Raw genomic sequence first — 26,201 nt, 5'->3', positions numbered from 1 at the left:
TTCAAAATGACGACGTCCAGCACCCCGAAAAAGCTCCGTTCGCAGGAATGGTGGGATAATCCCGACAATCCGGGGATGACCGCGCTCTATCTCGAACGCTATTTGAACTATGGCCTGACGCGCGAGGAATTGCAGTCGGGCAAGCCGATCATCGGCATTGCCCAGACCGGCTCCGACCTTTCGCCCTGTAACCGCCACCATATCGAACTCGCCAAGCGCGTGCGCGACGGCATCATTGCGGCCGGCGGCATTCCCTTTGAATTTCCGGTGCATCCAATCCAGGAGACCGGCAAGCGTCCGGGCGCTGCGCTCGACCGCAACCTCGCCTATCTCGGCCTCGTCGAAGTGCTTTTCGGCTATCCGCTGGATGGCGTCGTCCTTACCATCGGCTGCGACAAGACCACGCCCGCCATGCTGATGGGCGCTGCTACAGTCAACATTCCTGCGATTGCGCTCTCCGTTGGCCCCATGCTCAACGGCTGGCATCGCGGCGAGCGCACAGGCTCTGGAACCATCGTCTGGAAATCGCGCGAGAAGCTCGCCGAAGGCGAAATCGACTACAACGAGTTCATGGATATCGTGGCCTCGTCGGCGCCGTCCGTTGGTTATTGCAATACGATGGGTACGGCGACCACGATGAACTCGCTCGCCGAGGCGCTCGGCATGGAACTGCCCGGTTGTGCGGCAATTCCAGCGCCATATCGCGAGCGCGGCCAGATCTCCTACGATACCGGCAAGCGTATCGTTGAAATGGTGCGCGAGGACCTGAAGCCCTCCGACATCATGACGCGGCAGGCTTTCGAGAATGCCATCGTCATCAACTCGGCCATCGGCGGTTCCACCAATGCCCCGATCCACTTGAACGCAATTGCGCGCCACCTCGACGTGCCGCTCGACAATGACGACTGGCAGACACTGGGCCACGACGTTCCGCTGCTCGTCAACCTGCAGCCCGCCGGTGAATATCTCGGCGAGGACTACCATAGGGCGGGGGGCGTTCCGGCAGTCGTCGCCGAGCTGATGAAGGCAGGCAAGCTGCCGCATCCCGGCGCGCTGACCGTCAACGGCAAGAGCATCGGCAGCAATTGCGAGAATGCCGAGAACCTGAATACCGAAGTGATCAAGCCGTTCGAGGCGCCGCTCAAGAAGAAGGCCGGGTTCATCAATCTCAAGGGCAATCTCTTCGACAGCGCCATCATGAAGACCAGCGTGATCTCGGAAGAATTTCGTGAGCGCTATCTATCCAACCCGGATGATCCGGAAGCTTTCGAAGGCATCGCCGAGGTATTCGAAGGTCCCGAGGACTATCACCATCGCATCGACGATCCGAAGCTCGCGCTCAACGAGCACAGCATCCTGATCATGCGCGGTACCGGGCCTATCGGCTATCCGGGAGCGGCCGAAGTCGTGAACATGCAGCCACCGGCCTATCTGTTGAAGAAGGGTATCCATGCGCTTCCGTGTCTTGGCGATGGCCGCCAGTCCGGAACGTCCGGCTCGCCATCCATTCTCAATGCTTCCCCGGAAGCCGCGGTAAACGGCGGGCTCGCACTGGTACGCTCCGGCGATCATCTACGTATCGATCTCCTCAAGGGCACGGCCGATATCCTTATAGACGACGAGGAACTTCAGAAGCGCAAGGACGACCTGAAGGCCGCCGGCGGATACAAATATCCGGCGAGCCAGACGCCCTGGCAGGAAATCCAGCGCGGCATGGTCGGTCAGCTCGACGAAGGCATGGTGCTGAAGCCTGCGGTCAATTACCAGCGCATTGCCCAGACGAAGGGGTTGCCGCGAGACAACCATTGAGCGTTCAGGGAGGACACCATGGCGAATGCAATAAGGCGCTATGAAGGGCGGCATGCGGTCATTACCGGCGGCGCTTCGGGCATCGGCTTGACCACGGCGGCGCGCATTGTCTCGGAAGGCGGCACGGTCAGCCTGTGGGATGTCGACGCCGGCAAAATCGATGAAGCCCGCGCGGCGCTCGGCGATGGCGCCCACGGTATCAGGGTTGACGTCTCGGTTCCGGACGAAGTGGAAGCGGCTGCAAAGTCGACGGCAGAGAAGTTCGGCAAGATTGACGTGTTGATCTGCTCTGCCGGCATTACCGGTCCCAATGCCAAGGTCGCCGATTATCCGATTGACGCATGGAAGCGCGTGTTCGACATCAACGTCAACGGGCTCTTCTATTGCAACCGCTTCGTCGTTCCGATCATGCAGAAGAACGGCTATGGTCGCATCGTCAATGTCGCCTCGATCGCCGGCAAGGAGGGCAACCCCAATGCCTCCGCCTACAGCGCTTCCAAGGCGGCTGTGATCGGTCTCACCAAGTCGCTCGGCAAGGAGCTGGTCAAGGATGGCATTACCGTCAATGCGATCACGCCAGCGACGGTCGACACGCCGATCCTCCAGCAACTGCAACCGAGTTTCATCGACTATATGCTTTCGAAGATCCCGATGCAGCGTTTTGGCAAGGTCGATGAACTTGCCTCGCTGATCACATGGATCGCGAGCGAGGAATGCTCATTCACCACGGGCGCCGTATTCGATATTTCGGGTGGCCGCGCCACCTATTGACGCCCTCAGCCAGGAAAAGGTAAACCCATGAAACTCTTGCGCTATGGTCCTGCGGGCCAGGAAAAGCCGGGCCTTGTCGACAAGGACGGCAAGGTCCGCGATCTTTCTGCCCACGTGAAGGATATCGCTGGCGACGCCATATCACCGGAAGGCTTGAAGAAGCTTGCCGCAATTGATCCGGCGTCGCTGCCGTTGGTCGAGGCCGACCGCTACGGCCCTTGTGTGGCGGGAACCGGTAAATTCATCTGCATCGGTCTCAACTATTCCGATCACGCTGCCGAAACCGGCGCCAAGGTGCCGCCGGAACCGATCATCTTTATGAAAGCGACGTCGGCGATCGTCGGCCCGAACGACGATGTCGAGATTCCGCGCGGCTCGGAAAAGACCGACTGGGAGGTCGAGCTTGGCGTCGTCATCGGCAAGCACGCAAAATATGTGAGTGAGGTTGAGGCTCTCGATTACGTTGCCGGCTATTGCCTGATCAACGACGTGTCCGAGCGGGCGTTCCAGGCAGAGCGTCAGGGCCAGTGGACGAAGGGCAAGAGCTGCGACACGTTCGGCCCAACCGGTCCATGGCTCGTTACCAAGGACGAAGTCGCCGATCCGCAGAACCTCAAAATGTGGCTCGATGTCAACGGCCACCGCTACCAGAACGGTTCATCGGCGACGATGGTCTACGGCGTCAAGTACCTTGTCTCGTACCTGTCACAGTTCATGAGCCTGCATCCGGGCGACATCATTTCGACCGGCACACCACCCGGCGTCGGCCTCGGCCAGAAGCCGAACGTGTTTCTCAAGGCCGGAGACGTGATCGCACTCGGGATCGAAGGCCTCGGCGAACAGCATCAGAAGGTCGTCCAGGGTTAGTCCGGCGGATCGTCGCTTATCGCTTGGATCCTCGTGCTCTTGTCCCGAGGATCCACTCTTTGCATCGTGGCTCAGCCAGTGGCATGGATCCTCGGGACAAGGGCCCGAGGATGACGTCAGTGTGGTGGCGAGGATGACGGAGCGAGCCATGGCAGTAGCCGTGGCGGTGAGTCGTAGAAGACAGTCGCTAGGGATGCCGGCGCTTTGAAACACCCGCGATAATACCTATCAGCCGTCATTCTCGGCTGCATTTAACGGCGCCGGATACAGATGCGCACTTCTTATCCTCCCCCCATTGGCAACACTCAACCGCGAGACGCTAACCTCGCCGTCATCCTCTCCACGCCTTTAGCCAGTTGAAACAACGGTGCGGAGAACCGTGTGCTTATTTCCGTAGCCTCCTTCGCCCGTCATCAACTCTGTTGAACGAGTTTGTCCTGAGTCTCGCATTGAGCACGACAACGAGCTTTCACGTGACGGCCGCATGTCGAGCACGACGCTAGCCGTTGTGGACAAGGATGGCCACGGCAATGGTGGTGAACGAGGCTCGTAAAAATCGCGATGGACGAGGTGGGACGGCACAGAACGAAGGTGGAACGGCGGTGTGATGTGGACGCTGGCTGGTCAGCCCTCAATAATCCTTTTCGTAGAACAGGCCTGCGCCCGAATCGCCGTCGGCACCGACCGAGCCTCGCGCCTTCAGGTTCGGCGTGATGTCGAGATTGACGGTACCCTTGCTCGATCCACCCGAACCCGCCTCAACACCGAGGTAGACATTGTCGCGGATATAGCGCCCGGCGCGCACGCCTGTATTGCCCTTAGCGTCGGTAACGACGTCGAGATCATCAAGGCCCGTACTCTTGCGCAAATTATCCAGCAACGACGAACGCTGGCCGCCGGCGAGTTCCGCCGCGGCAGCAGCGAGGCGCGCCACCTGCAGCGGTGACAATTCGCCGATCGAACGCTTGAATATCAATCGGGCAAGAACCTCGTCCTGCGGCAGTTCCGGCTGCGACGAGAAGGTGATCTTGAGATCGGATACCCGGCCCCTCACCATGACATTGACGGTAATGTCGGACCCTTGAGTCGTTGCAACAAAGTTTATTTCGGGGTCGAGGTCGCCGACGAGCGTGACCTGGCCTTCGGTAAAGGTAATGCGCTGGCCAAGAATGCCAAGCCGGCCGCGGATAAGATCGAATGCGCCGACCGGCTGGATATCGGTGGCAGGACCAGTCAGGCGCACCGAACCGCCGATTTCGGCATCGAGACCGCGACCGCGAATGAAGATCTTGTTCGGCGCGTTCACGTTGATATCGAGACGAACGATGCTCGGCCGCGCAGTGGATGCGCCAGCCTTCCTCGTTCCATCGACGCCGGCGCGGCGCAACGTTTTCACCACCGCCTTCGAAGGGTCCTTGTGGCGCACATCGATCATGGCGGCCGAGCCACCGAAGTTTTCCGGCACGGTGATCTCGGCACGATTGACATCGATGTTGCCGGCAATGACCGGATCGCGTGTGAGCGGACCGCGGACTGTAAGCGCGCCCGTAACGGACGCAACGAGCAGGTCGTCGTCGACATAGCGCGCCTTATCCAGCCGGATATCGATATTGGCAGGGAAGTTTGCCGCAGCGTCCGTTGAAATAGTGCCGCTGGCGCTGATCGAGCCGCCGGTCGAAAGCGCGGCGTTGAAGGTGCGGATCGTCACCGTCGTTCCCGCCATATCGCCAAGCAACGTGATGCGTTGCAGCCGAAGATTCGTCTGCGGATCGAGCACCTCGGCGCCATTGGCGGAGAAGTTGCCGCGAATCTGCGGCTGGCTGAAGCTTCCCGAAACAGCGGCCGACACTTCAATGGTGCCCTTGGCCTGCGTCCCGCGCTCGGCAAGGGAGCGATTGACCAGCGAAAGCGGAATCCGGCCGGTGACGTTGACGCCCAGACCGGATCCGGAGAGCGGAACATTGCCGTCGGCCGATACGGTCAGTCCTTGCGGCCCGTCCACCTTGGCGGAAGAAAGGTTCAGCACATTGTTGGCAAAACGGCCCGCGGCGGCAAGCTGCAATGGCGCCAGTCCGTTATCCTGCAGGGGACGTGCGGTAAGGCCGGCACCCTTCAGGTTGAACTCCAGATCGGGCCGGCTCAATGTGCCGGTGACACGGCCGCTGCCCGAGATATCGCCGCCAAGATTCTGGTCCCTGACGACGCCGTTGAGCGCCCGCAGCGGCAGGCTGCGCAGGTTGAAATCAACGCCGAGCTGGCCACCGGCAAGCGGAACGGAGCCTTTTGCCGACGCATCGATACCGCCGGCGCCTGTCACATGTGCGTCGACGTTCAACTGGTCGGTGGTCGAGGTCCCCTTGGCATCGATATTGACTGCGTCGACACCCGCCTGCTTCAGCGCGGCAGCTGTAATGCCGCGTGCCTGCACATCGAAATTCACATCGGGTTTCTGGCGTGTGCCGCCGATCCGGGCCTGGCCGTTGATCTCGCCACCGAGCCCAAGGTCGGGCTTGATCAGATTGGCGATGCTGAGCGGCAATCGCTGTGCGGCGACGGTCAAGCTCAGCGTTTCGGCAACATCACCGCTGACGGTGACCTTGCCCCCGTCAATATCGAGCAGGATATCGCCAAAGGAAATATTGCTGCCAGCCACATTGATCGCGGCCGGCGCGGTCAGCCTCGCGGCAACGTCGCCGCGTGTGAGTTCCGCCTTGGCAAGCGACAACAGGAAGCCGTTGTCCGTGGGTTGCAGTGCGCCGGTCGTGGCGATGTGCGCGCTGTTGGCTAGGCTTGCGCCCACAACGAAATTGGTCGTTCGACCCGACTGCATGGCGCGCGCTTCGGCCACGGTGATGTCGATGCCGGCCGCCGATACATCGGTCGCAGTCACCGAACCATTGGCTGAAGGAACTTTGAAAATGTCCTGCGCCGTCAGGGCGACCGCTGCCTTGCCGACACGGATATCATTGGCCTTCAGGCCGTTGACCTGCCCCTTGACCTCGACATTCTGTTTCTCGTCATCGTGGGTAAGCGCAATCGTTGCATCCGCCTTACCGGTGGCGTTGACGAGGAACAGGGCCGCTGCCGTCGAAAGATCCGTCGAAGCAAGGGTAAAATTACCCTGCAGCAGCCCTTTCGGGTTCTGCGTGACATCGCCGCGCAGCCGGGTCCCGCCGGCGATGAACTGGATATCGCTCAAGCGCTTCTCGTCAGCACGGATTGCGATATTCGTGCTGAGGTCTGCCCGCTTGTCGTCGAGGAAGGCGAGACCGGAAACCCTGCCGTCGACATTGCCATTGAACAGCGTGCCATTGAAGGTCAGGGCTCCATCGGTCAGCTTGCGCCCCGAGAGCGCGCCTTGCGGCACGCCGGCATTGAAGGCGAGCGCTATGATATTGTCCTGGCCGCGTGCGCTGCCCTTCACCTTGAGAGCGCCCTTCGCCTTTTCGGAAAGCAGGGCGAGATCGCTCAGATCGAGGCCGAAATCGAAGTTCGCCGCGCCAGTCGCGAAGGTTCCGTTAGCCGTGAGAAGCGTTTGTGGATTCTCGACGCGGAAGTTCCTGGCGCTAAGACCGGCTTCGCCGCGGGCAAGGCCGCCGGTGAGGCGCGTCTCGCCGGCAAGCACCTTGTCGGCAGCGTCGATGCCGAGCTTCATGCCAGTTGCCTGCCCGTCGAGCATGAGATCGAACCCGCCCTTCAACATCTCGATCAAGCCATTGGCCTTGAGGTCGAGCGAGCCGGCAAGGTCACGCCCGGCAAGGGCGGAGAACGGTGCAAGGCTCGATGCCTTCACCACAATATCGCCCTGGTAGGCGAAATTCTGGATCGTGCCTTCAAGGCCAGCGCTGAACCCGTTCGCCGCGATGAGAGCCTGGCTGAGGTTGACAGGGGTACCTGCCTTCCAGTCGCCATTGATCTTGAGCTGGATCTTGTCGCCGAGCGCTTTGGCAACATCGGCGCGCGTCGCGGTAATGCCGGAAACGTCGCCCGTTACGTCAAAGGTGAGCGAGCGAGCGGTCGGGCTGTCGAGATTCTCGGCAATGCCCTTGCCGAGAAGATTGACGTTACGGGCGGCAAAGCTCTCAGTCGTCAGGTTGGTGATCTCGATGCTGCTCGTCCAGTCGTTGGTGGCGCTGGCGCCGAACGAGACGGCAAGCACGGCCTTGTCGACGGTGGTCTGCCCGCCTTTGACCGGAAGGATCACCTTCTTGCCGGACGGATCGGCAATAGTGCCATCGATCTTCAGGCGGCGCGGGAAGAGATCGTCGGTCGTATCGCCAGTGGCGTTGAGCGTGAGCGAATTGCTCCTGATGCTGAGCTGATCGAGCGCCACACCGCCACCGTCACGGGCGACGCCATCGACGACGAGTGCGGTCTCGTTGCCGAAGAAATCGCGGAAGATGGGCGGCACCAGCGTGGCGATTTCGCCGTTCATCGTTGCCTTGAAGGCGAGGCCATCCGGCTGGCGGTCGAATTTGGTATCGCCGGTGAGAACGCGCTTGCCAGCCGCGTCGAGCGTCAACTGCAGAGCAAGGTCGCTTACCGGGCCCGATCCCTTCAGCGCCAGCGCCACGGGGGGCCTGCCTTCAATATTGAGAAGATTGGCAACGATGCCGTTCTGCGGCTCGTTCAGGGTCAGATCGAGGTCGAGCTGCTGGCTCTGATTGGCATACGCCGCCTTGATGTTAAACTCGCCGCCGGGCCCATCCAGGCGTTTGACGGCAAGCGTCGTATCAAGCGATCCGCTTTCAAGCTTCAGGTTGCCCGCGATGGAGATTTCCGACCGAAGCCCGAATACGCCGTCGCCGAAGGCAATGCGCGCTACCTGCAAATCCTGGAGGATGACGGCAAGCGGGAGTTCCGGCAGACTGAAACCCTTGGCTTCCGGCGAAGGCAAGCTGTTGTCGGGAAGCGGCTTGCGGAAGACGTCGATACGGTCGGCGGCAAGCGTGTTGATATCGAGCCGGCCTCTCAGAAGCGCAAGGCGGCTCCAGACAATGCGGGCATTGGTGATCTTGAGCCAGACCCCTTCGCGGTCCGCCACAGTTATGCTGCCGATGCTCGCTTCGGAGGAAAGCACGCCCTGGATGTCCGAAATGACAATCTGCCGGTTAGGGGTCGAAAGCTGGTTTTGAACGAAGCTCAGGAAGTAGGACTTCTCCGCCTCGGCGCTATCCTGCGCCAGGGCCGGCGCTGCAAAAAGCAGCAGGAAGAGACTTACGAGGAACCGGGTCAAAACGCTTGTCCTATGCCAACATAGAGAGCAAAATCGGGGTCGTCGTGGGTGCGGTCGAGCGGTACCGCAAAGTCGAGGCGGATCGGTCCAAGGCCGGTATTGTAGCGCAAGCCTGCGCCAACGCCGACACGGAGCTGTTCGGAAAAGTCCGGATAGGACTGTTCGCCGACATAGCCTGCATCGACGAAGCCGACGACACCGATCGTATCGGTCATGCGTACCCGCGCTTCGACCGAGCTTTCGACGAGCGAACGCCCGCCAATGACGAAATCCTCGCCGTCGCGCGTCACGTTCACGCCTACATTGCGGTAGGCATAGCCGCGAATCGAGCCGCCGCCGCCGGCAAAGAACAACTGATCTGGCGGCAATTCGGCGATGTCGGCTCCTACAATGCTGCCGAGCTTCAAGCGTCCCGCCAGGATGAAGCGCTTGTCGGCATCGAAACTGTAATAGGTGCGGCCTTCAGCGGTGAACTTGCTGGCGAAATTGCCGTACTCGAACTCGTAGAAGGGGGTGATCAGGCCTTCGAGGTAATATCCCTTCGAAGGATCGACCTTGTTGTCACGGCTGTCATAGGTAAGCCCACCGATGAAGCCCGCCGTCAGAAAATCGCGCTTGCCGAAAAAGTCGTCGTCGAAACGGGATTTCGCGACGTTGGCCATGATCTTGCCGGTCAGTTCATCGGAGAAAATCCGCGTGAACCCGCCCTGCGCCGTAATCGACGTCTGCGTATAGGCATCGAGAACCTGGCGCTCGCCGATGAGCGACGTGACGAAATCAGTATCCGGATTGAAAACGCCGGGCTTGGTGAAGGTCACGCCAAGAAGATAATTATAGTCCTGCGGATTGAACGACTGGCCGCCAATGCCGCCGATCTTCGCATCGAAGCGCAATCGTTCTGCGTGACCGAAGAGATTGCGGTGCAGCCAATAGGCCTCGAAACCGGCGCCGTCGAGCGTCGAATAGCTGCCGCCGAGGCCGAACCGGCGCAGCTTCTGTTCCTGCACGGCGACGGTGATCGGCAGCAGCCCGTTCGGTGTGATCGCGTCGGCTTCTTCAATGCGGGCGGAGCGGAACACTTCGAGGCGGGAGAGCCGCTTCTTGGCGCGCTCGATCTCGTCCGGATCATACTCCACCCCCGGCTGCAATCCGGTGATGAAGGCCACGAACTCCGGATCCATCCGTTCGGTACCCCTTACGGTCACCGGACCGAAGGCGGCGCGGCGATCGGGATTAACATCAATGGTGGCATCTATCCTGTTGTCATCGTGATTGGCGACGACGTCGCGCGATACGATCCGGGCCTTGGGGTGGCCCTGTTCCCGCCATGCGTCAACCGCAAGGCGTTCGGCCTTGAGGATCGCCGTCGATGTCGCAACATCGCCTGGTGCGAAGCCTTGATCTTCGGGCCTGTCCACGACGTCCTTGGGGTCTATAGGCAGCGGCGCCATATTCTTTATGCGCGTCGATGCAAACAGAAATTGCGGTCCGGGATCGACGGCGATCACGACCGTGGAAGGATTGGGCAAATCGGCATCGGGCTGAATATCCGCAGCCTCCCTACCGTCGATCTTGATGCTGATCGTGCCGCCATAGCGGCCATCGGCATAAAGCGCGCCCAGAATGCGGCGGTAGTCTCCCCGCGCCTTGGCGATCAGGCCCGCTGCGCCGGAGGCAGGCTTATCCTCATCCTCGACAAGGCTCGATGCCCCCGCGACGAGCTTGGTTGTAGCCTTGTCCTCGCCTTGCGCATTTTCGACGCTGTAACGGTGGGGGTCGGCAATGACGGCATCCGCGTCATCGGTCTTCCGCTCGCCCCAAAGATGAATGCCGAAGAGGTCAAACGCCTGCGCCGGCGAAACAAGCGCGGTGAAGGCCAGCAAAGCGGCGCCGAAAAGCTTGGCCTGTGGGCGCCTCAATTCCATCAACCAGCAAAATCCTTACTCAAAAAATGACACACATTACGCCGCAGGCACGGAGACACATCCCCACGGATTGTTAAAAATCCTCTCCCGAGCTTAAGAAATTGATAACATGCCGGTCAGGGTGGGCCAACCCGCTAAGACCACGCTCTGGTCGCCTAGGGGTTTTCTTGTGGCCATATCGCCACAGAACTCTGCCGGGTGCGGATCACTTTTTGTTAGAGCAATGCAACAGACCGGCTTGAAACGACGAAGCGCCGGTCAGGCCGGCGCTTCTCAAGTTCAATTATTCCGCGGCGGCCAGCCACTCCGATTGCCCGGCTTTTTCCGCCGGCATCGCCGCGCTGATATGACGGGCAACGATCTCCGCGGTTGCGGCCGATAGTGTCCAGCCGAGATGGCCATGCCCCGTATTGTAGAAGACACCCGGCCGTTTGCCGCTGCCGACGCGCGGCAGCATGTTCGGCATCATCGGGCGAAGGCCAGCCCACGGCACCACATTCGATGTATCCATGCCCGGGAAGAGATCGCGGCTCCAATCGACCAGCGGCTTGACACGGTCATGACGGATGTCACGGTTTTCGCCATTGTACTCGGCGGTGCCGGCGACGCGCAGCCGTCCCGCGCCGAGGCGGCTGGTGACGATCTTGGCATCGTCATCGAGCAAACTTACCCACGGCGCCGCGGTACGGCTTGCCTCGTCGCCGAGGTTGATGGTGATCGAGTATCCCTTGACCGGATAGATGTTGACCCTGTCGCCAAGCTGCGCGGCAAATTTGCGGCTGGCAATGCCGGCGCAGATGACGATCGCATCGAAGCGCTCGCTCTCGACCGGCGAAAGCGCCTGTGAGGCGCTGTTCCAGGCAACAACGATGCCATCCTTCCCATGCCTGAGGGTCTGCACATTGGCGTCGCCTACGAAGCGAACGCCCCGGCGCGTCGATGCTTCGGCAAGGCCCCGGGTGAACTTGTGGATGTCGCCCGTCGAATCCGAGGGCGTGAAAAAGCCGCCATAGAACGTGCCGTCGAGCGCTGGTTCGATGTGGTGAATTTCCTCGTTCGTGACCGAGCGGCGGTCAAGGCCCCCTGCTTCGAGCAACTTGTTGACCTTGACGGCATGGTCGTAGCCATATTTCGAACGATAGATATGCAGGATGCCGCGCTTCTCGAGGTCAAAATCGATCTTCTCTTCGGCAGCGATTTCGAACATGCGCTTGCGCGCCTCGATGGCGAGCCTGGTTGTCGCAATCGTGTTCTTCTCATAGTGCGGAATGTTCATGACGAACTCCGCCATCCACGAATATTTGTGCCACGATGGCTTTGGATTCATGAGCAGCGGCGCATCCTTGCGCAGCATCCACTTCATGCCCTTGAGCACGGTGCCCCAACTGTTCCAGACTTCGGCGTTCGACGCCGAAAGCTGGCCGCCATTGGCAAACGACGTCTCCATCGCCGCGTAGCGGTTGCGGTCGAAAACGGTAACGGTGTGCCCCTGGCGGGCAAGCGCATAGGCGGTGGTGACGCCGGTGATACCAGCGCCGATAATGGCGATCGAGGTCATGGCAGTTTAGTCCTTCAGCACAAATGGTTCCAGTTTCGCCGCGAGCGGCACGAAACCCCATCTGTCACGGGACCTGAGAGTTTGGCCCTTACGCACCTGCCGGATGTTTGCCATCCCTTGTCTCGGCTGCGTTACCGGCTTGCGCCGGTCAGGGCTTTCTCCTTCGGTGGGCGAAGCCTTCGAAGCCACGCCACTCTCCAGATGTCCGACGCTAGTCTGGTCCTTTTGCCTGAGAGTTTCCGGGGCGGTTGCTCCATCGGCGCCGGTTTTACCGGTCTCTCCCAGATAGCCTGTGCGAACGGGCCGCTTATATCGCAACCGCGAGACGAGAACAACTGGCTAACGAAGCCCGGACCCATTATGTTGATTGCACCAGTTCAGACCACCGGAGCAGATAAATGAAACCCGTCTTCCTGCAGCTGCAGTGCTTTCCCGGCAAGACCTATGAGGTCGCAGCTGCCCTCTACGAGCGTGAAATCGTATCGGAGCTTTATTCGACGAGCGGCGATTATGACCTCCTGGCAAAGATCTACATCGCCGAAGACAAGGACGTCGGCAGGTTCATCAACGACAACGTGCTCGGAATTCCGGGAATTGCCCGTTCCTTGACGACGATGACTTTCACGGCGTTTTGAACGCGAGCCCCGAGACATTACGTCCCGTTTCGGGCAGAGATGAAGTCCACTATGAAATAAATGCAACAATTTGCACGCCCCGCAGGAAACAAATGCCATTTTGCCATTGGCTCTGTTTGTCTGTAGAGATGCTTTTTCGACCACTGCCATCAGGATGATCCCAAATGCCCCCCTATCGTTCACGCACAACCACACATGGCCGCAACATGGCTGGTGCCCGCGGGCTCTGGCGCGCGACCGGAATGAAGGACGAGGATTTCGGCAAGCCGATTATTGCAGTGGTCAATTCCTTTACGCAGTTCGTTCCCGGCCACGTCCATCTCAAGGATCTCGGCCAGCTCGTTGCGCGCGAAATCGAAAGTGCGGGCGGCGTCGCCAAGGAATTCAATACGATCGCTGTCGATGACGGCATCGCCATGGGCCATGACGGCATGCTCTATTCGCTGCCTTCGCGCGAGATCATCGCCGACAGCGTCGAATACATGGTCAACGCCCATTGCGCCGATGCGATGGTATGCATCTCCAATTGCGACAAGATCACCCCTGGCATGCTGATGGCTGCGCTGCGCCTCAACATCCCCGTCGTCTTTGTTTCCGGCGGCCCGATGGAAGCCGGCAAGGTCGTTTGGGGCGACAAGGAAAAGAAGCTCGATCTCGTCGATGCCATGGTAGCGGCGGCCGACGACCGCATTTCCGACGAGGAAGTCCAGGTCATCGAGCGTTCGGCCTGCCCGACCTGCGGTTCGTGCTCCGGCATGTTCACCGCCAATTCGATGAACTGCCTCACCGAGGCGCTCGGTCTGTCCCTGCCCGGCAATGGTTCGACGCTCGCCACCCATGCGGACCGCCGCCGCCTCTTCGTCGAGGCCGGCCATCTCGTCGTCGATCTCGCTCGTCGCTACTACGAACAGGACGACGAAACCGTCTTGCCGCGCGCGGTTGCCTCGTTTGCCGCTTTCGAAAATGCGATGACGCTCGATATCGCCATGGGCGGTTCCACCAACACGGTTCTGCACCTGCTTGCTGCGGCGCATGAGGCCGAGGTGGATTTCACCATGAGCGACATCGACCGGCTCTCGCGCCGCGTGCCGGTGCTTTGCAAGGTCGCCCCTGCCGTCGCCAATGTCCACATGGAGGACGTGCACCATGCCGGCGGTATCATGGGCATCCTCGGCGAACTCGATCGCGCCGGCCTCCTCGACACGTCGGTCTATTCCGTGCATTCGGCCAATCTCGCCGCAGCGCTCGACCGCTGGGACATTGCCCGCACCTCGAACAAGTCGGTGCACGACTTCTTCCGGGCGGCGCCCGGGGGTGTGCCGACGCAAGTCGCGTTCAGCCAGGATCGCCGCTTCGATACGGTCGATCTCGACCGCGAGAAGGGTGTGATCCGCAGCGCCGAGCATGCCTATTCTAAAGACGGCGGCCTTGCGGTTCTCTACGGCAATCTCGCCGAGGACGGCTGCATCGTGAAAACCGCGGGCGTCGACGACTCGATCCTGAAATTCTCCGGCCCGGCCCGCATCTTCGAAAGCCAGGACAGCGCCGTGCTCGGCATCCTGAATGGCGGCGTCAAGCCAGGCGACATCGTGCTGATCCGCTATGAAGGCCCGCGCGGCGGACCCGGCATGCAGGAAATGCTCTATCCGACGAGCTACCTGAAATCGAAAGGTATGGGCAAAGCCTGCGCCCTGATCACCGACGGGCGTTTCTCCGGCGGTTCTTCCGGCCTTTCGATCGGACACGTGTCACCAGAAGCCGCCGAGGGCGGATTGATCGGCCTCGTCGAGGAGGGCGATATGATCGATATCGATATTCCGAACCGCAAGATCCACCTCGCGGTGGACGATGCTGTACTTGCCGATCGCCGCGCCCATATGGAAGCCAAGGGCGCCGCCGCCTGGAAGCCTGCAGAAAAGCGCAAGCGCAAGGTAACGACGGCCCTACGCGCCTATGGCGCCATGGCGACCAGTGCTGCCCGCGGGGCGGTCCGGCAAATTCCCGACGATTGGAACTAGGCGGTAGACGGCCCTCCGCGAACAGGGAGGGCCGTTCCGGTTACTTCGCAGCGTCGGTGATCTTCGAGGTCCAGGCGCCTTCGGGCTTCTTGGTGATGACCGGATCTGAACCGCCGCCGAGCAGTGTTTCGACCGTCCGCTCTGCCGCCGCCACGTCGAGAACGCCCGTAGAGCCTTCCGTCAGCTTGTTGATCTCCGCGACCATTCGCTTCTGATGCTTCTCGGTCTGCGCGCCGCTTGCATCATTGTCGAGGACGATGGTCGCAGCCTCATCCGGATTGGCGCGGGCATAGTCCCAGCCCTTCATCGAAGCCTTGACGAAACGCGCAAGCTTGTCGACCATCTTCGGATCGTCGAGGCTCTTTTGCAGCACGTAGAGACCATCTTCCAGCGTTGCGACCTTTTCATCCTCATACTTGAACGTGACGAGCTGGTCCGCCGGGATGCCGGCATCGATCACCTGCCAATATTCGTTGTAGGTCATGGTCGAGATGCAGTCTGCCTGCTTCTGGATCAGCGGATCGACATTGAAACCCTGCTTGAGAACGGTCACGCCGTCGGGTCCACCATCGGTCTTGAGCCCGAGATGGTTCATCCAGGAGAGAAACGGATATTCGTTGCCGCCGAACCAGACGCCGAGCGTCTTGCCCTTGAAATCCTCCGGCTTGGTGATCCCTGTTTCCTTGCGGCAGGTCAGCATCATGCCCGAGCGCTTGAACGGCTGGGCGATATTGACGAGAGGCAGACCCTTCTCGCGGGTTGCGAGCGCCGAAGGCATCCAGTCGACGACCACGTCGGCGCCGCCGCCGGCGATGACCTGGGGCGGCGCCACGTCGGGTCCGCCCGGCTTGATCTCGACGTCGAGGCCGGCTTCCTCGTAGAAGCCCTTATCCTTGGCGACGTAGTAGCCGGCAAACTGGCCCTGCGTGACCCATTTCAGCTGCAGGACGAGCTTGTCCGCGGCAAGCGCCGAGCTGGCCATCAGGGTCATGGCGAGGCCGAGTGAGAGTGCCAACGTTTTCTTCATGCTTCAGTTCTCCTCTGTTCTTGTTTGTTACGCGCGATAGGACGGGTGCCAGAAGGTGACGGCCCGTTCGATAAGTGTAATCAGTCCGTAGGATAGCGATCCGGCGAGCGCCGCAACGAAGATTTCGGCCCACACCATATCGACATTCATGCGGCCAACCTCGGCCGATATGCGAAAGCCCATGCCGACGATGGGCGAGCCGAAGAATTCGGCAACGATAGCGCCGATCAACGCAAGGGTCGAATTGATCTTCAACGCATTGAAAATGAAAGGCATCGCCGCTGGCAGGCGCAGCTTGACGAGGATCTGCCAATAATTGGAGCCATAGGTGCGCATCAGGTCGCGTTCCATCGCGCCAGAGGCGGCGAGACCCGCGACAGTATTCACGAGCATTGGAAAGAACGTCATGATGACGACGACCGCAGCCTTCGATTGCCAATAGGACCCGAACCACATGACCATGATCGGCGCGATGCCAACAACGGGAAGGGCGGCGACCAGATTGCCGATCGGCAAAAGCCCCTTGCGCAGGAAGGGCACGCGATCGACGATGATGGCGGCAATGAACCCGGAGCCGCAGCCGATGGCATAGCCGGCGATCGCGGCCTTGAGGAATGTCTGCTGGAAGTCTGCCCATAGGGTCGGGACGGAGCCAGCAATGCGCCCGGCGATCATGGAGGGCGGCGGCAGCAGTATGGTCGGGACGCCGAAGCCGCGCACCACGATCTCCCAGAGGATCAGCAGCCACGCGCCGAAGAGGACGGGCAGCGCGAGATTGACGAAACGTTGCGCACCGGCAGATTTGAGGCGCAGCGCCGCAAGTCGCTGGACGGCGAGCCAGGCAAGCAGCCAGGCGGATACCACCATGCAGCCATAGCCAATCGCCGGACCGCTTATCGTGAAAGAGCCGAGGAGCGCGATGAGGCATGCCGCGGCGATATGGACGAGGACCAGCAAGGCAACCAGTGAGGCTAGAGACGGGGCCACGAAGAGCCCGACCGCCGCTGTTGCGAACAGGATGGCGGGTGCTACGAAGAAAAGGGCGCCCGGACCATCGGCGCCGGTCGGCAGTACCAGCGATGCAGCCGCAAGCACGAAGGCGAGGATGGCGAGAGGCGAGCGCTTCATGCCCGCACCCCGTTTGTGGAACATGGCTGCGGGTTCGCCCCCCACCCCGCCGCTGGGCGGCGACCCTCCCCACCTTGGGGGAGGGTAAGAGCGGTGCCCGCCGATGACGGGTGGATTGTTTCGTCCGGAGCGAGGTTTACACCTTGAGTTTGGAAGCAAGGCCGCAGTTCCACCCTGCCCCAGCGTGGGGAGGGTCGGATCGAAGATCCGGGGTGGGGGGAACGGCCCAACCAATGATCTTCGGGCCGGATGAAAGCCGTGCAGCGCGACGATCCGATGCTTGTCTTGCCCAGCCTCATGCCCGCACCCCCATGCGCCTGTTGACCAGGGTCGCGATCAGGCCGATCAGGCTGACAAGCACTGCTGCCATCAGCGCCGCCGCAATCAATGCCGCCCAGATTTGCACCGTTTGCCCGTAATAGGAGCCGGCCAGGAGCCTTGCGCCGATACCGGCCACGGCCCCCGTGGGCAATTCACCGACGATTGCCCCAACAAGGCTGATGGCAACGGCGATCTTCATGGAGGTGAATAGATAGGGCATCGAAGCCGGCCAGCGCAGCTTCCAGAAAACCTGCATTTTCGAGGCGTTATAGGTGCGCATGAGATCGAGGTGCATGATCTCCGGCGAGCGCAAACCCTTCACCATGCCGACAGCGACGGGAAAGAACGAAAGGTAAGTCGAGATCATCGCCTTGGGCAGCAGGCCGGTAATATTGACCGCATTGAGAACCACGATGATCATCGGCGCAATTGCAAGGATAGGCACAGTCTGCGAGGTGATGATCCACGGCATCAGGCTCTTGTCGAGGGTCCGCGAGTGGACGATGGCGATGGCCAGCAGGATGCCGAGCAGCGTGCCGAGCGCGAAGCCGAGCAGGGTCGAAGAAAGCGTAATCCAGCCATGGTAGACGAGGCTGCGCTTCGAGGTCGGGCTGATGTCGAAGACTGTCTTGTGTATTTCCGCTGCCACCTGGTGCGGCGCCGGCAGCACGGGCCGCTCCTGCGCCATGGTATTGGCGATGAGTTGCTGCGTCGAAAGGGTCGTATTGGCGCGCGCCGCCTGATCCCGCTCAAATGGCGCATTGAGAAAGACTGCGAATGCATACCAGAGCACCAAAATGGCGACGAGGACCGTCGAGACCGGAATGACACTGTTGCGGATGAAATTCATGGCGTGGCTCTCGCCCCGTCCTGAGGGCATACATAGAGGATATCGGGAAGCTGCTCCTCGTTATCGCCCTTGGTGCGCCGCACTTCCGTAAATCCTTCGTGCTTGTAGAACGCCTGGGCTGCCCGGTTGGCGACGAAGGTCCAGAGCTGCACGGGTCCTGTCGCCTCACGCTTGGCGCGGTCGAGCAGTGCCTTGCCCACCCCCTGCCGGCGCGCATCCGCGTGGACATAGAGCGCGCTCACCATGTTGTCCGGGGCCAGCGCAACCATGCCGGCGATTTGTTCGTCGCGGTCGGCCACGAATACCTCGAAGCGTTCGAAAACCGTATCCCGATAGAATTCGGCCACCTCATCAGGCGAATGCACGCGCGGCATCCAGTCGGTCGCATCGATCCATGTGTTGACGATATCCGCGCAGGCCGGCATGTCGCGCAATCTGGCCGCCCGGATGATCATCAGGCGACCCTCGTCATAGATGCGCCTCGTCGTAGGAATGGCCATGGCGCAGGCCTTCGCGCACCCGGTGGGCAATCTCGAGGAATTTCGGCGTCTCGCGAATATCGAGCGTACGCTCGCTGCCGAGGTCGCAATCGATTATCTCATGGATCCGGCCGGGGCGCGGGCTCATGACGACGATCTTCGTCGAGAGGAACACGGCCTCGGGAATCGAATGGGTAACGAAGATGACGGTCTTCTGGGTCTTCGCCCAGAGCTTGAGAAGCTCCTCGTTGAGGTGGTCGCGGACGATTTCGTCGAGCGCGCCAAAAGGTTCGTCCATCAAAAGCAGATGCGGATCGAAAGACAGGGCGCGGGCGATGGAAGCGCGCTGCTGCATGCCGCCCGATAATTGCCAGGGAAACTTCTTCTCGAAGCCGGATAAATTCACGAGGTCGAGATTCTTGGCGATACGCTGCCTGCGCTCCTCGCGCGGCACGCCCATCACTTCCAGCGGCAGCGAAACATTGCCGCCGATGGTGCGCCAGGGATAAAGCGCCGCCGCCTGGAATACATAGCCATAGGCGCGCTTCTGGCGGGCTTCGGAAGGCGACATGCCGTTGACGGTTATGCCGCCTGATGTCGGCTGCTCAAGATCGGCGATTACACGCAGAAGCGTGGTCTTGCCGCAGCCGGACGGACCGATGAAGGACACGAACTCGCCGGCATTGACCGTAAGATCGATATGGGAGAGCGCATTTACGGGGCCGTCATTGGTCTCGAAGACCAGCGACAGGTCCTTGACATCAATGACATTCTTGGGTGCCACTTCGGACATCGTCTTCGCCTTGGGCCTAAGGGCGACGACTGTCATCAGACGCCCGCCGGAATGTTCTTCGGATCGCGATCCACCTTACGCGGCGCCATCAACTCCTTCCAAGTGGAAAGTGCGCGGTTGGCAGGCGCGTTGGCCTCGCGCTCGACGAAACGGCCGCTACCCGTCGGGGCGAGAACTTCGCCGTCCTTGTAGGCGATGCGCCCGCGCGACAGGGTCATGCGCGGCAGACCCGTCACCTCGAAGCCCTCGAACACATTGTAATCGATGGCGGACTTCTGCGACGCGGCGGAAATGACTTTGCTGGCCTCGGGATCCCAGATGACGATGTCCGCATCGGAACCGGGCAGGATTGCGCCCTTGCGCGGATAGATGTTGAGAATCTGCGCAATATTGGTCGAGGTGACGGCGACGAACTCGTTGGGTGTCAGCCGGCCGGTGCGGACGCCGCGCGTCCACAACACCGGCATGCGATCCTCAAGTCCGCCGGTACCGTTCGGAATCTTGGTGAAATCGCCGACGCCGAAACGCTTCTGCTCGGTGGTGAAGGCGCAATGATCGGTCGCAACGACCTGCAGGCTGCCTGATGCGAGCCCGGCCCAGAGCCCGTTCTGGTTGATCTTGTCGCGGAACGGCGGCGACATGACGCGCCGCGCCGCATAGTCCCAATCCTCATTCTTGTACTCGCTTTCATCAAGGACGAGATGCTGGATGAGGGGTTCGCCGTAGACACGCATGCCCTTCTGGCGGGCGCGGCGAATAGCTTCGTGCGCCTGCTCGCAGGAGACGTGGACGATATAGAGCGGAACACCGGCCTGGTCTGCGATCATGATGGCCCGGTTGGCTGCCTCGCCTTCAACTTCCGGCGGGCGCGAATAGGCATGCGCCTCGGGTCCGTTATTGCCTTCCGCCAAGAGCTTCTGCTGCAGCTGGGCGACGACGTCGCCATTTTCCGCGTGGACCAGCGGCATGGCGCCGATCTCGGCGCAACGCGTGAAAGAGGCGAACATCTCGTCATCGTCCACCATCAGCGCGCCCTTATAGGCCATGAAGTGCTTGAACGTATTGATGCCGCGCTCGACCACCTTCGGCATTTCATCGAATACCTGCTTATTCCAGCCTGTGATCGCCATGTGGAAGGAATAGTCAGTGCGCGCCTTGCCCGCCTTCTGGAACCAGTCCTGCAGGGCGGCGAGCAGTCCATCGGCCCCGGGCAGAACGAAATCGACCACCATCGTTGTGCCGCCAGCAAGCGCCGCCGCCGTGCCGGTGTCGAAATCATCGGAGGAATGGGTACCCATGAAGGGCATTTCGAGGTGGGTGTGTGGATCAATGCCGCCTGGCATCAGATAGCAGCCGGTGGCGTCGATAACCTCATCGCCCGAAAGGTCAGTCCCAATCGCCGCGATGGTATCGCCATCGATCAGCACATCCGCCTTGTAGGTGCGATCCGCGGCGATGATGGTACCGCCCTTGATCACTTTCGTCGCCATGTGTCCGTTCCCCTTTTTGGTTTTTTCCCGAACAATCCTGCCTGGATCTTACAAATCAGCCTCATGCGAAACCCCGTTGGCCGTGCTGTTCGCGGGATAGAAACGCAGGATCTCACATCGAGCCGTATAATGTCCTTCAAGCGCTGCCAGGATTGTATCCAGCACCTGCCGGCGCTCGGCCAGGATTTCGTGATTCCAGAACCGGAGCAGTGAGTAGCCGTTAGCGTTCAGCCATTGCGTGCGTTTGTGGTCATGCATGCTATCGGCATGCTGAGCGCCGTCCAGTTCGACAATGAGCTGCCTAGCGCGGCCAACAAAGTCGCAGACGTAGGGGCCCAATGGGACCTGCCGCGAGAACTTGTACCCGTTCAGCAGCCGGTTGCGCAGGTCGCTCCACAAGCGAAATTCGGGCTCTGTATCGCTCCGCCGAATAAATTTCGCCTTTTGAGTGGCACCGGGCCGGCGTTTGTTGACCGGGTCGGATGAGGGGGGCAGCACCGACAAAATCATGGTTTAGCTGACAACCTCCGCGGTCTCCAGCACAGCATGCAGCAGCACGTCGGCGCCGGCTGTCGCCCATTCCTTCTTGATGTCCTCGTCTTCGTTGTGGCTGAGGCCGTCGACGCAAGGGCACATGACCATGGCCGTCGGCGCCACGCGGTTGATCCAGCAAGCATCGTGGCCAGCGCCGGAGACGATGTTGCGATGGCTGTAGCCGAGCCGCTCGGCGGCGTTGCGCACCGCCGTCACACAACCGGCGTCGAACGCGACCGGATCAAAATGACCCTCTTCCTCGATCTCGATGCCCAGGCCGAGTTCCTTGGCGATCCCGGCTGCCTTCGCCTCGATTTCTGCCTTCATGGCGTTGAGCGTGGCAATATTGGGCGAGCGAATATCGACGGTAAAGACGACTTTTCCCGGGATGACATTGCGCGAGTTCGGATAGACGTCGACATGGCCGATAGCACCCACGGCGCTCGGCTGGTGCGCCATCGCGACCTCATGGACAAGCTCGGTGACGCGCGCCATGCCGAGCCCTGCATTCTTGCGCATAGGCATCGGCGTCGAGCCGGTATGGCTTTCCTTGCCGGTCAGGGTGATCTGCAGCCACCACAGGCCCTGCCCGTGGGTGACGACGCCGATGTCCTTGCCCTCGGCCTCCAGGATCGGACCCTGCTCGATGTGCAATTCGAACAGCGCATGCATCTTGCGCGCGCCGACCTTCTCGTCGCCCTTCCAGCCGATCCGCTCCAGCTCGTCGCCAAATTTCTTGCCCTTGGCATCCTCGCGCTGATAGGCCCAATCCTGGTCAAGCACGCCGGCAAAGACCCCGGACGCCAGCATGGCCGGGGCGAAGCGCGTGCCTTCCTCGTTGGTCCAGTTGACGACGACAATCGGGTGCTTGGTCCGGATATTGAGATCGTTCAGCGTGCGGACGAGTTCGAGCCCGCCAAGGACGCCGAGAACGCCATCGAACTTGCCGCCCGTCGGCTGTGTGTCGAGATGACTGCCGACATAGACAGGCAGAGCGTCGGGGTCAGTTCCCGGGCGCATGAAGAACATGTTGCCCATGGTATCGACGCCCATCGACAGGCCGGCTTTCTCGCACCACTCCTGGAACAGGCGCCGGCCTTCGCCGTCCTCGTCTGTCAGGGTCTGGCGGTTGTTGCCGCCGCGCAGGCCCGGCCCGATCTTCGCCATTTCCATCAGGCTGTCCCAGAGACGGTCGCCATTGATCCTGAGATTTCCAGTGAGCGTCATCGGGCGTGCCTCTATGCGAGATTTTTCAGAACGTCGGCCAGCGTGTCGAAGAGGTGTTCGATCTGCCCCTTGCTGATGATCAGCGGCGGCGACAGGGCGATGATATCGCCGGTCGTGCGGATGAGCAGGCCTTTTTCGTAGGAATCGAGGAACGCCTGGAAGGCGCGCTTCGTCGGCGCGCCGTCGATCGGCTCGAGTTCGACGGCGCCGATCAATCCGAGATTGCGGATATCGACGACATGCGGCAGGCCTTTCAAGGCATGCAGCGCGTCGGCCCAGTAATCAGCAAGGTCAGCCGCCCGCGTCATCAGGCCCTCGTCCTCATAGGTATCGAGCGTTGCGAGCGCAGCGGCGCAGGCGACGGGATGGCCGGAATAGGTGTAGCCGTGGAAAAGCTCGATCATGTTTTCCGGGCCCGTCATGAAGGCCTCGTAAATTTGCCGCGTGGCAAAGACCGCGCCCATCGGGATGACACCACTGGTAATGCCTTTCGCAGTGGTGACGAGATCCGGAATGACGCCGAAATAATCCACGGCAAAGGGCGCACCAAGCCGGCCGAAACCGGTAATGACCTCGTCGAAAATCAGAAGAATATCGTGCTTGGTGCAGATTTCACGCAGCCGCTTCAGATAACCCTTTGGCGGTATCAGGACGCCGGTTGAGCCAGCCACCGGCTCGACAATGACAGCGGCGATATTGGAGGCATCGTGAAGCGCGATCACCCGTTCGAGATCATCGGCGAATTCGACGCCGTATTCGGGCTCGCCGCGCGTAAAAGCATTGCGTGCCGGATCATGCGTGTGGCGGATATGGTCGATGCCGCCGAGCGCATTGCCGAACGTCTTGCGATTGCCGGATATGCCGCCGACGGAAATGCCGCCGAAGCCGACGCCATGATAGCCGCGTTCGCGGCCGATCAGCTTGACCTTGGTGCCGTTGCCCTTGGCGCGATGATAGGCGATGGCGATCTTGAGCGCCGTATCGACCGCCTCAGAACCCGAATTGGTGAAAAACACATGGTCGATCGGCGACGGCAGCATGGCCGCGAGACGTGCGGCAAGTTCGAAGACCTTGGGATGGCCCATCTGGAAGGCGGGCGCGTAATCGAGTTCGGCAACCTGCTTCTGCACCGCTTCGACAATCTTCGGCCGGGCGTGACCGGCATTGCAGCACCAGAGCCCAGCGGTGCCGTCGAGAATCTCGCGGCCGTCATGCGATTTGAAATGCATGTCCTTGGCACTGACGAGCAGACGCGGGTCCTGCTTGAACTGGCGGTTTGCCGTGAACGGCATCCAGAACGCGTCGAGATTATTGGTCCCCATTGCCGCCTTGGACATGTGACTCGCCTCCTGATCGCAGATGGCCCGTTTGGGGCCGATTGTTTTTTGTTCCCGATTGACTGCGCGTCTGGCACAATCAAAAACTTGACTACTTGGTCAAAATGCAGGCTAGAAGAGCATAGGAAAGCGGTCAAGCGCTTTGTCGGTTTTTCCGGCTGTGGCGGCCGGCAACAGAACTGTCATCTTGTCGCGGTCTGAAAGGAGAGCGGGTGCATGGGGAGAGCGGCCAAAACCAGCGCAGGCGCGGTTCCTGAAAAGACGACGCGCATACAGGAAATCAATCGCCGCCTCATCCTCGACGCCGCGCTCGACGCTTTTTCCACCTATGGCTTTCGCGGCACCACGATCGACCAGATTGCCGAGAAAGCCGGCATGTCGAAACCGAACCTCCTCTATTATTTTCCGCGCAAGCAGAACATCTATGTGACGCTGCTCGAAGAGACGCTGGCGGAGTGGCTGGCGCCGCTTGCGGATATCGATCCTGACGGCGATCCGATCGAGCAATTGCGCAAGTATATCACGCTCAAGATCAGTATGTCGGAGAGCCATCCGGCGGCGTCGCGGCTGTTTGCCAACGAAGTGTTGCATGGCGCGCCGGCGATCAGCGAGTTTCTGACCACGCATCTTAAGCCGCTCGTCGACGAGAAGGCGATAGTCATTCGCCGTTGGGTCGGCGAAGGCAAGCTTGCCCCGGTCGATCCCTACCACCTGATCTTCATGATCTGGGCGACCACGCAGCACTACGCTGATTTCGATGTCCAGGTCCGGGCGATCATGGGCAGCCAGGTCGGCCGTCCGGGCTTTCGCGAACAGACGGCGCAGGCGGTGCTCAGCATCATCCTCAATGGGATAAAGCCGCGGGGATAGCTCCCTACTCCGCGGCGACCTTTGCCATCGGGTTGTTCGGATGGGTCGTCCAGTTGGCATACTCCGGCCTGATCGGCAGCTTCGTGCGCGGATCGACCCCTGCCGTCATCGGCACCATGCTGATGCAATTGTCGACCGGGCAAACATTGACGCAGAGATTGCAGCCGACGCACTCCTCATCAATCACTTCGAAGTGCCGCGCCCCATCGACCATGGAGGTGATGGCCTGGTGCGAGGTATCCTCGCAGGCGATATAGCAGCGGCCGCACTTGATGCAGAGGTCCTGATCGATCCGCGCCTTGGTAATGTAGTTGAGGTTGAGGTATTGCCAGTCCGATACGTTCGGCACCGCAAGGCCGCGGAAATCCTCGATCGTCTTGAAGCCGCGCGAATCCATCCAGTCGGAAAGACCGGAGATCATCTCCTGCACGATCTTGAAGCCATAGGTCATGGCCGCCGTGCAAACCTGCACATTGCCGCAACCGAGGGCAATATATTCCGCCGCGTCGCGCCAGGTGGTTATGCCGCCGATGCCGGAAATGGGCAGGCCCCGGGTTTCGCCATCGCGGGCGATCTCCGCCACCATGTTGAGCGCAATCGGCTTTACCGCCGGGCCGCAGTAGCCGCCATGCGAGCCGCGCCCGTCGATGGACGGGACCGGGGCGAAATTATCGAGATCGACGGAGACGATGGAATTGATCGTATTGATCAACGACACGGCATCGGTTCCACCCGCATTCGCCGCGCGCGCCGGCTTGCGGATATCAGCAATATTTGGGGTCAGCTTGGTGATAACCGGCATGCGGGTGTACTGCTTGCACCAGCGCACGACCATTTCGATATATTCCGGCACCTGGCCGACCGCCGATCCCATGCCGCGCTCGGACATGCCATGCGGGCAGCCGAAATTCAGCTCGATCCCATCAGCGCCCGTTGCCTCGACAAGCGGCAGGATCGCCTTCCACGCCTGCTCTTCGCACGGCACCATGATCGACGCGATCAAGGCGCGATCAGGCCACTTCTTCTTCACCTCGGTCATTTCGCGGAGATTTACTTGAAGCGGCCGGTCGGTGATGAGCTCGATATTGTTGAAGCCCAGAAGTCGGCGATCCGGCCCGTGTATGGCGCCATAGCGCGGGCCATTGACATTGACGACCGGCGGGCCCTCCTCACCAAGGGTCTTCCAGACGACGCCGCCCCAACCGGCCTTGAAGGCGCGCTCCACATTATAGGCCTTGTCGGTCGGCGGGGCGGAAGCCAGCCAGAACGGATTGGGCGATTTGATGCCGAGGAAATTCGTCGATAGATCAGCCATGTCGATCTCCT

Annotated in this window: 19 protein-coding genes and 1 riboswitch; of the genes, 6 read left to right on the top strand and 13 right to left on the bottom strand. The window is 60.9% G+C overall.

What is annotated here, in order from left to right; all coding sequences use genetic code 11:
- Positions 1-6 precede the first annotated feature (6 nt).
- From AC1DNI_RS01840 to AC1DNI_RS01830, 3 genes are read left to right on the top strand one after another with little or no spacing between them, the layout of a single operon-like run.
- A complete protein-coding gene (locus tag AC1DNI_RS01840) occupies positions 7-1,809 on the top strand; it encodes an IlvD/Edd family dehydratase (RefSeq protein ID WP_027230769.1) in 1,803 nt (600 codons plus the stop codon).
- Positions 1,810-1,827: 18 nt separating this feature from the next.
- Positions 1,828-2,580, top strand: a complete 753-nt coding sequence (locus AC1DNI_RS01835) for an SDR family NAD(P)-dependent oxidoreductase (protein WP_477690608.1) — start codon at positions 1,828-1,830, stop codon at positions 2,578-2,580.
- A gap of 27 nt (positions 2,581-2,607) precedes the next feature.
- Positions 2,608-3,447, top strand: a complete 840-nt coding sequence (locus tag AC1DNI_RS01830) for a fumarylacetoacetate hydrolase family protein (protein ID WP_477690607.1) — start codon at positions 2,608-2,610, stop codon at positions 3,445-3,447.
- 631 nt (positions 3,448-4,078) lie between these two features.
- Here the strand turns inward: AC1DNI_RS01830 and AC1DNI_RS01825 are convergent.
- The 3 genes from AC1DNI_RS01825 to AC1DNI_RS01815 form a co-directional block, all read right to left on the bottom strand.
- On the bottom strand, positions 4,079-8,683 hold the full coding sequence (locus tag AC1DNI_RS01825) for a translocation/assembly module TamB domain-containing protein (RefSeq protein ID WP_477690606.1): 4,605 nt from the start codon (positions 8,681-8,683) through the stop codon (positions 4,079-4,081).
- Positions 8,680-10,608, bottom strand: coding sequence for an autotransporter assembly complex protein TamA (locus AC1DNI_RS01820; RefSeq protein ID WP_477690605.1), 1,929 nt, complete (start codon positions 10,606-10,608; stop codon positions 8,680-8,682). The genes AC1DNI_RS01825 and AC1DNI_RS01820 overlap by 4 nt, the downstream gene beginning before the upstream one ends.
- 283 nt (positions 10,609-10,891) lie before the next feature.
- Positions 10,892-12,166: a D-amino acid dehydrogenase gene (locus AC1DNI_RS01815; RefSeq protein WP_477690604.1), complete on the bottom strand. Its 1,275-nt coding sequence runs from the start codon at positions 12,164-12,166 to the stop codon at positions 10,892-10,894.
- 207 nt (positions 12,167-12,373) lie between these two features.
- Positions 12,374-12,460: riboswitch (glycine riboswitch) on the bottom strand.
- Between the two features lie 104 nt (positions 12,461-12,564).
- On the opposite strand from AC1DNI_RS01815, the gene AC1DNI_RS01810 reads away from it, so the two are divergent.
- Positions 12,565-12,801 carry an Lrp/AsnC ligand binding domain-containing protein gene (locus AC1DNI_RS01810; RefSeq protein ID WP_477690603.1) on the top strand — a complete coding sequence of 79 codons (237 nt, stop codon included), beginning with the start codon at positions 12,565-12,567 and terminating at the stop codon, positions 12,799-12,801.
- Positions 12,802-12,965: 164 nt separating this feature from the next.
- Positions 12,966-14,819 carry a dihydroxy-acid dehydratase gene (gene ilvD / locus AC1DNI_RS01805; RefSeq protein ID WP_477690602.1) on the top strand — a complete coding sequence of 618 codons (1,854 nt, stop codon included), beginning with the start codon at positions 12,966-12,968 and terminating at the stop codon, positions 14,817-14,819.
- Positions 14,820-14,859: 40 nt separating this feature from the next.
- On the opposite strand, the gene AC1DNI_RS01800 is transcribed toward ilvD, so the two are convergent.
- From AC1DNI_RS01800 to aptA, 9 genes are all read right to left on the bottom strand, one after another.
- Positions 14,860-15,846, bottom strand: a complete 987-nt coding sequence (locus tag AC1DNI_RS01800) for an ABC transporter substrate-binding protein (RefSeq protein WP_153666764.1) — start codon at positions 15,844-15,846, stop codon at positions 14,860-14,862.
- A gap of 27 nt (positions 15,847-15,873) precedes the next feature.
- The gene (locus tag AC1DNI_RS01795; RefSeq protein ID WP_477690601.1) at positions 15,874-16,998 is read right to left on the bottom strand and encodes an ABC transporter permease; all 1,125 of its coding nucleotides are present in this window, start codon (positions 16,996-16,998) and stop codon (positions 15,874-15,876) included.
- A gap of 271 nt (positions 16,999-17,269) precedes the next feature.
- Positions 17,270-18,145 (bottom strand): ABC transporter permease, encoded by an 876-nt coding sequence (locus AC1DNI_RS01790; protein WP_477690600.1) that lies wholly within the window; start codon positions 18,143-18,145, stop codon positions 17,270-17,272.
- Entirely contained in the window at positions 18,142-18,645 is a 504-nt protein-coding gene (locus AC1DNI_RS01785) for an N-acetyltransferase family protein (RefSeq protein ID WP_477690599.1), read from the bottom strand. Before AC1DNI_RS01785 ends, AC1DNI_RS01790 begins: the two co-directional genes overlap by 4 nt.
- The gene (locus AC1DNI_RS01780; protein ID WP_477690598.1) at positions 18,614-19,453 is read right to left on the bottom strand and encodes an ABC transporter ATP-binding protein; all 840 of its coding nucleotides are present in this window, start codon (positions 19,451-19,453) and stop codon (positions 18,614-18,616) included. The genes AC1DNI_RS01785 and AC1DNI_RS01780 overlap by 32 nt, the downstream gene beginning before the upstream one ends.
- Positions 19,453-20,907, bottom strand: a complete 1,455-nt coding sequence (hydA, locus tag AC1DNI_RS01775) for a dihydropyrimidinase (RefSeq protein ID WP_477690597.1) — start codon at positions 20,905-20,907, stop codon at positions 19,453-19,455. The genes AC1DNI_RS01780 and hydA overlap by 1 nt, the downstream gene beginning before the upstream one ends.
- Before the next feature lie 48 nt (positions 20,908-20,955).
- Positions 20,956-21,417: an endonuclease domain-containing protein gene (locus AC1DNI_RS01770; RefSeq protein ID WP_477690596.1), complete on the bottom strand. Its 462-nt coding sequence runs from the start codon at positions 21,415-21,417 to the stop codon at positions 20,956-20,958.
- A gap of 3 nt (positions 21,418-21,420) precedes the next feature.
- Positions 21,421-22,668 (bottom strand): Zn-dependent hydrolase, encoded by a 1,248-nt coding sequence (locus AC1DNI_RS01765; protein WP_477690595.1) that lies wholly within the window; start codon positions 22,666-22,668, stop codon positions 21,421-21,423.
- 11 nt (positions 22,669-22,679) lie between these two features.
- Positions 22,680-24,005 carry an omega-aminotransferase AptA gene (gene aptA / locus AC1DNI_RS01760; protein WP_091947194.1) on the bottom strand — a complete coding sequence of 442 codons (1,326 nt, stop codon included), beginning with the start codon at positions 24,003-24,005 and terminating at the stop codon, positions 22,680-22,682.
- A 216-nt stretch (positions 24,006-24,221) separates the two neighbouring features.
- On the opposite strand from aptA, the gene rutR reads away from it, so the two are divergent.
- Complete coding sequence (gene rutR / locus AC1DNI_RS01755; protein WP_477690594.1) at positions 24,222-24,875, top strand: HTH-type transcriptional regulator RutR; 654 nt, start codon at positions 24,222-24,224, stop codon at positions 24,873-24,875.
- Positions 24,876-24,879: 4 nt separating this feature from the next.
- Here the strand turns inward: rutR and preA are convergent, their stop codons facing one another.
- Positions 24,880-26,190, bottom strand: a complete 1,311-nt coding sequence (gene preA / locus AC1DNI_RS01750) for an NAD-dependent dihydropyrimidine dehydrogenase subunit PreA (RefSeq protein WP_477690593.1) — start codon at positions 26,188-26,190, stop codon at positions 24,880-24,882.
- Positions 26,191-26,201 lie beyond the last annotated feature (11 nt).

The organism is Phyllobacterium sp. 01N428 (genome assembly GCF_056399405.1).
The sequence above is the reverse complement of the archived record's forward strand: the minus strand, read 5'-3'. Positions and strand labels throughout refer to the sequence as shown.

Bases quoted from the DNA above. Each gene is read 5' to 3' on its own strand.
- AC1DNI_RS01785 (WP_477690599.1), bottom strand. From the start codon at position 18,645: ATGGCCATTCCTACGACGAGGCGCATCTATGACGAGGGTCGCCTGATG.
- AC1DNI_RS01840 (WP_027230769.1), top strand. From the start codon at position 7: ATGACGACGTCCAGCACCCCGAAAAAGCTCCGTTCGCAGGAATGGTGG.
- AC1DNI_RS01830 (WP_477690607.1), top strand. From the start codon at position 2,608: ATGAAACTCTTGCGCTATGGTCCTGCGGGCCAGGAAAAGCCGGGCCTT.
- AC1DNI_RS01770 (WP_477690596.1), bottom strand. From the start codon at position 21,417: ATGATTTTGTCGGTGCTGCCCCCCTCATCCGACCCGGTCAACAAACGC.
- AC1DNI_RS01835 (WP_477690608.1), top strand. From the start codon at position 1,828: ATGGCGAATGCAATAAGGCGCTATGAAGGGCGGCATGCGGTCATTACC.
- hydA (WP_477690597.1), bottom strand. From the start codon at position 20,907: ATGGCGACGAAAGTGATCAAGGGCGGTACCATCATCGCCGCGGATCGC.
- AC1DNI_RS01810 (WP_477690603.1), top strand. From the start codon at position 12,565: ATGAAACCCGTCTTCCTGCAGCTGCAGTGCTTTCCCGGCAAGACCTAT.
- AC1DNI_RS01795 (WP_477690601.1), bottom strand. From the start codon at position 16,998: ATGTTCCACAAACGGGGTGCGGGCATGAAGCGCTCGCCTCTCGCCATC.
- AC1DNI_RS01765 (WP_477690595.1), bottom strand. From the start codon at position 22,668: ATGACGCTCACTGGAAATCTCAGGATCAATGGCGACCGTCTCTGGGAC.
- aptA (WP_091947194.1), bottom strand. From the start codon at position 24,005: ATGTCCAAGGCGGCAATGGGGACCAATAATCTCGACGCGTTCTGGATG.
- preA (WP_477690593.1), bottom strand. From the start codon at position 26,190: ATGGCTGATCTATCGACGAATTTCCTCGGCATCAAATCGCCCAATCCG.
- rutR (WP_477690594.1), top strand. From the start codon at position 24,222: ATGGGGAGAGCGGCCAAAACCAGCGCAGGCGCGGTTCCTGAAAAGACG.
- AC1DNI_RS01815 (WP_477690604.1), bottom strand. From the start codon at position 12,166: ATGACCTCGATCGCCATTATCGGCGCTGGTATCACCGGCGTCACCACC.
- AC1DNI_RS01790 (WP_477690600.1), bottom strand. From the start codon at position 18,145: ATGAATTTCATCCGCAACAGTGTCATTCCGGTCTCGACGGTCCTCGTC.
- AC1DNI_RS01820 (WP_477690605.1), bottom strand. From the start codon at position 10,608: ATGGAATTGAGGCGCCCACAGGCCAAGCTTTTCGGCGCCGCTTTGCTG.
- ilvD (WP_477690602.1), top strand. From the start codon at position 12,966: ATGCCCCCCTATCGTTCACGCACAACCACACATGGCCGCAACATGGCT.
- AC1DNI_RS01800 (WP_153666764.1), bottom strand. From the start codon at position 15,846: ATGAAGAAAACGTTGGCACTCTCACTCGGCCTCGCCATGACCCTGATG.
- AC1DNI_RS01780 (WP_477690598.1), bottom strand. From the start codon at position 19,453: ATGACAGTCGTCGCCCTTAGGCCCAAGGCGAAGACGATGTCCGAAGTG.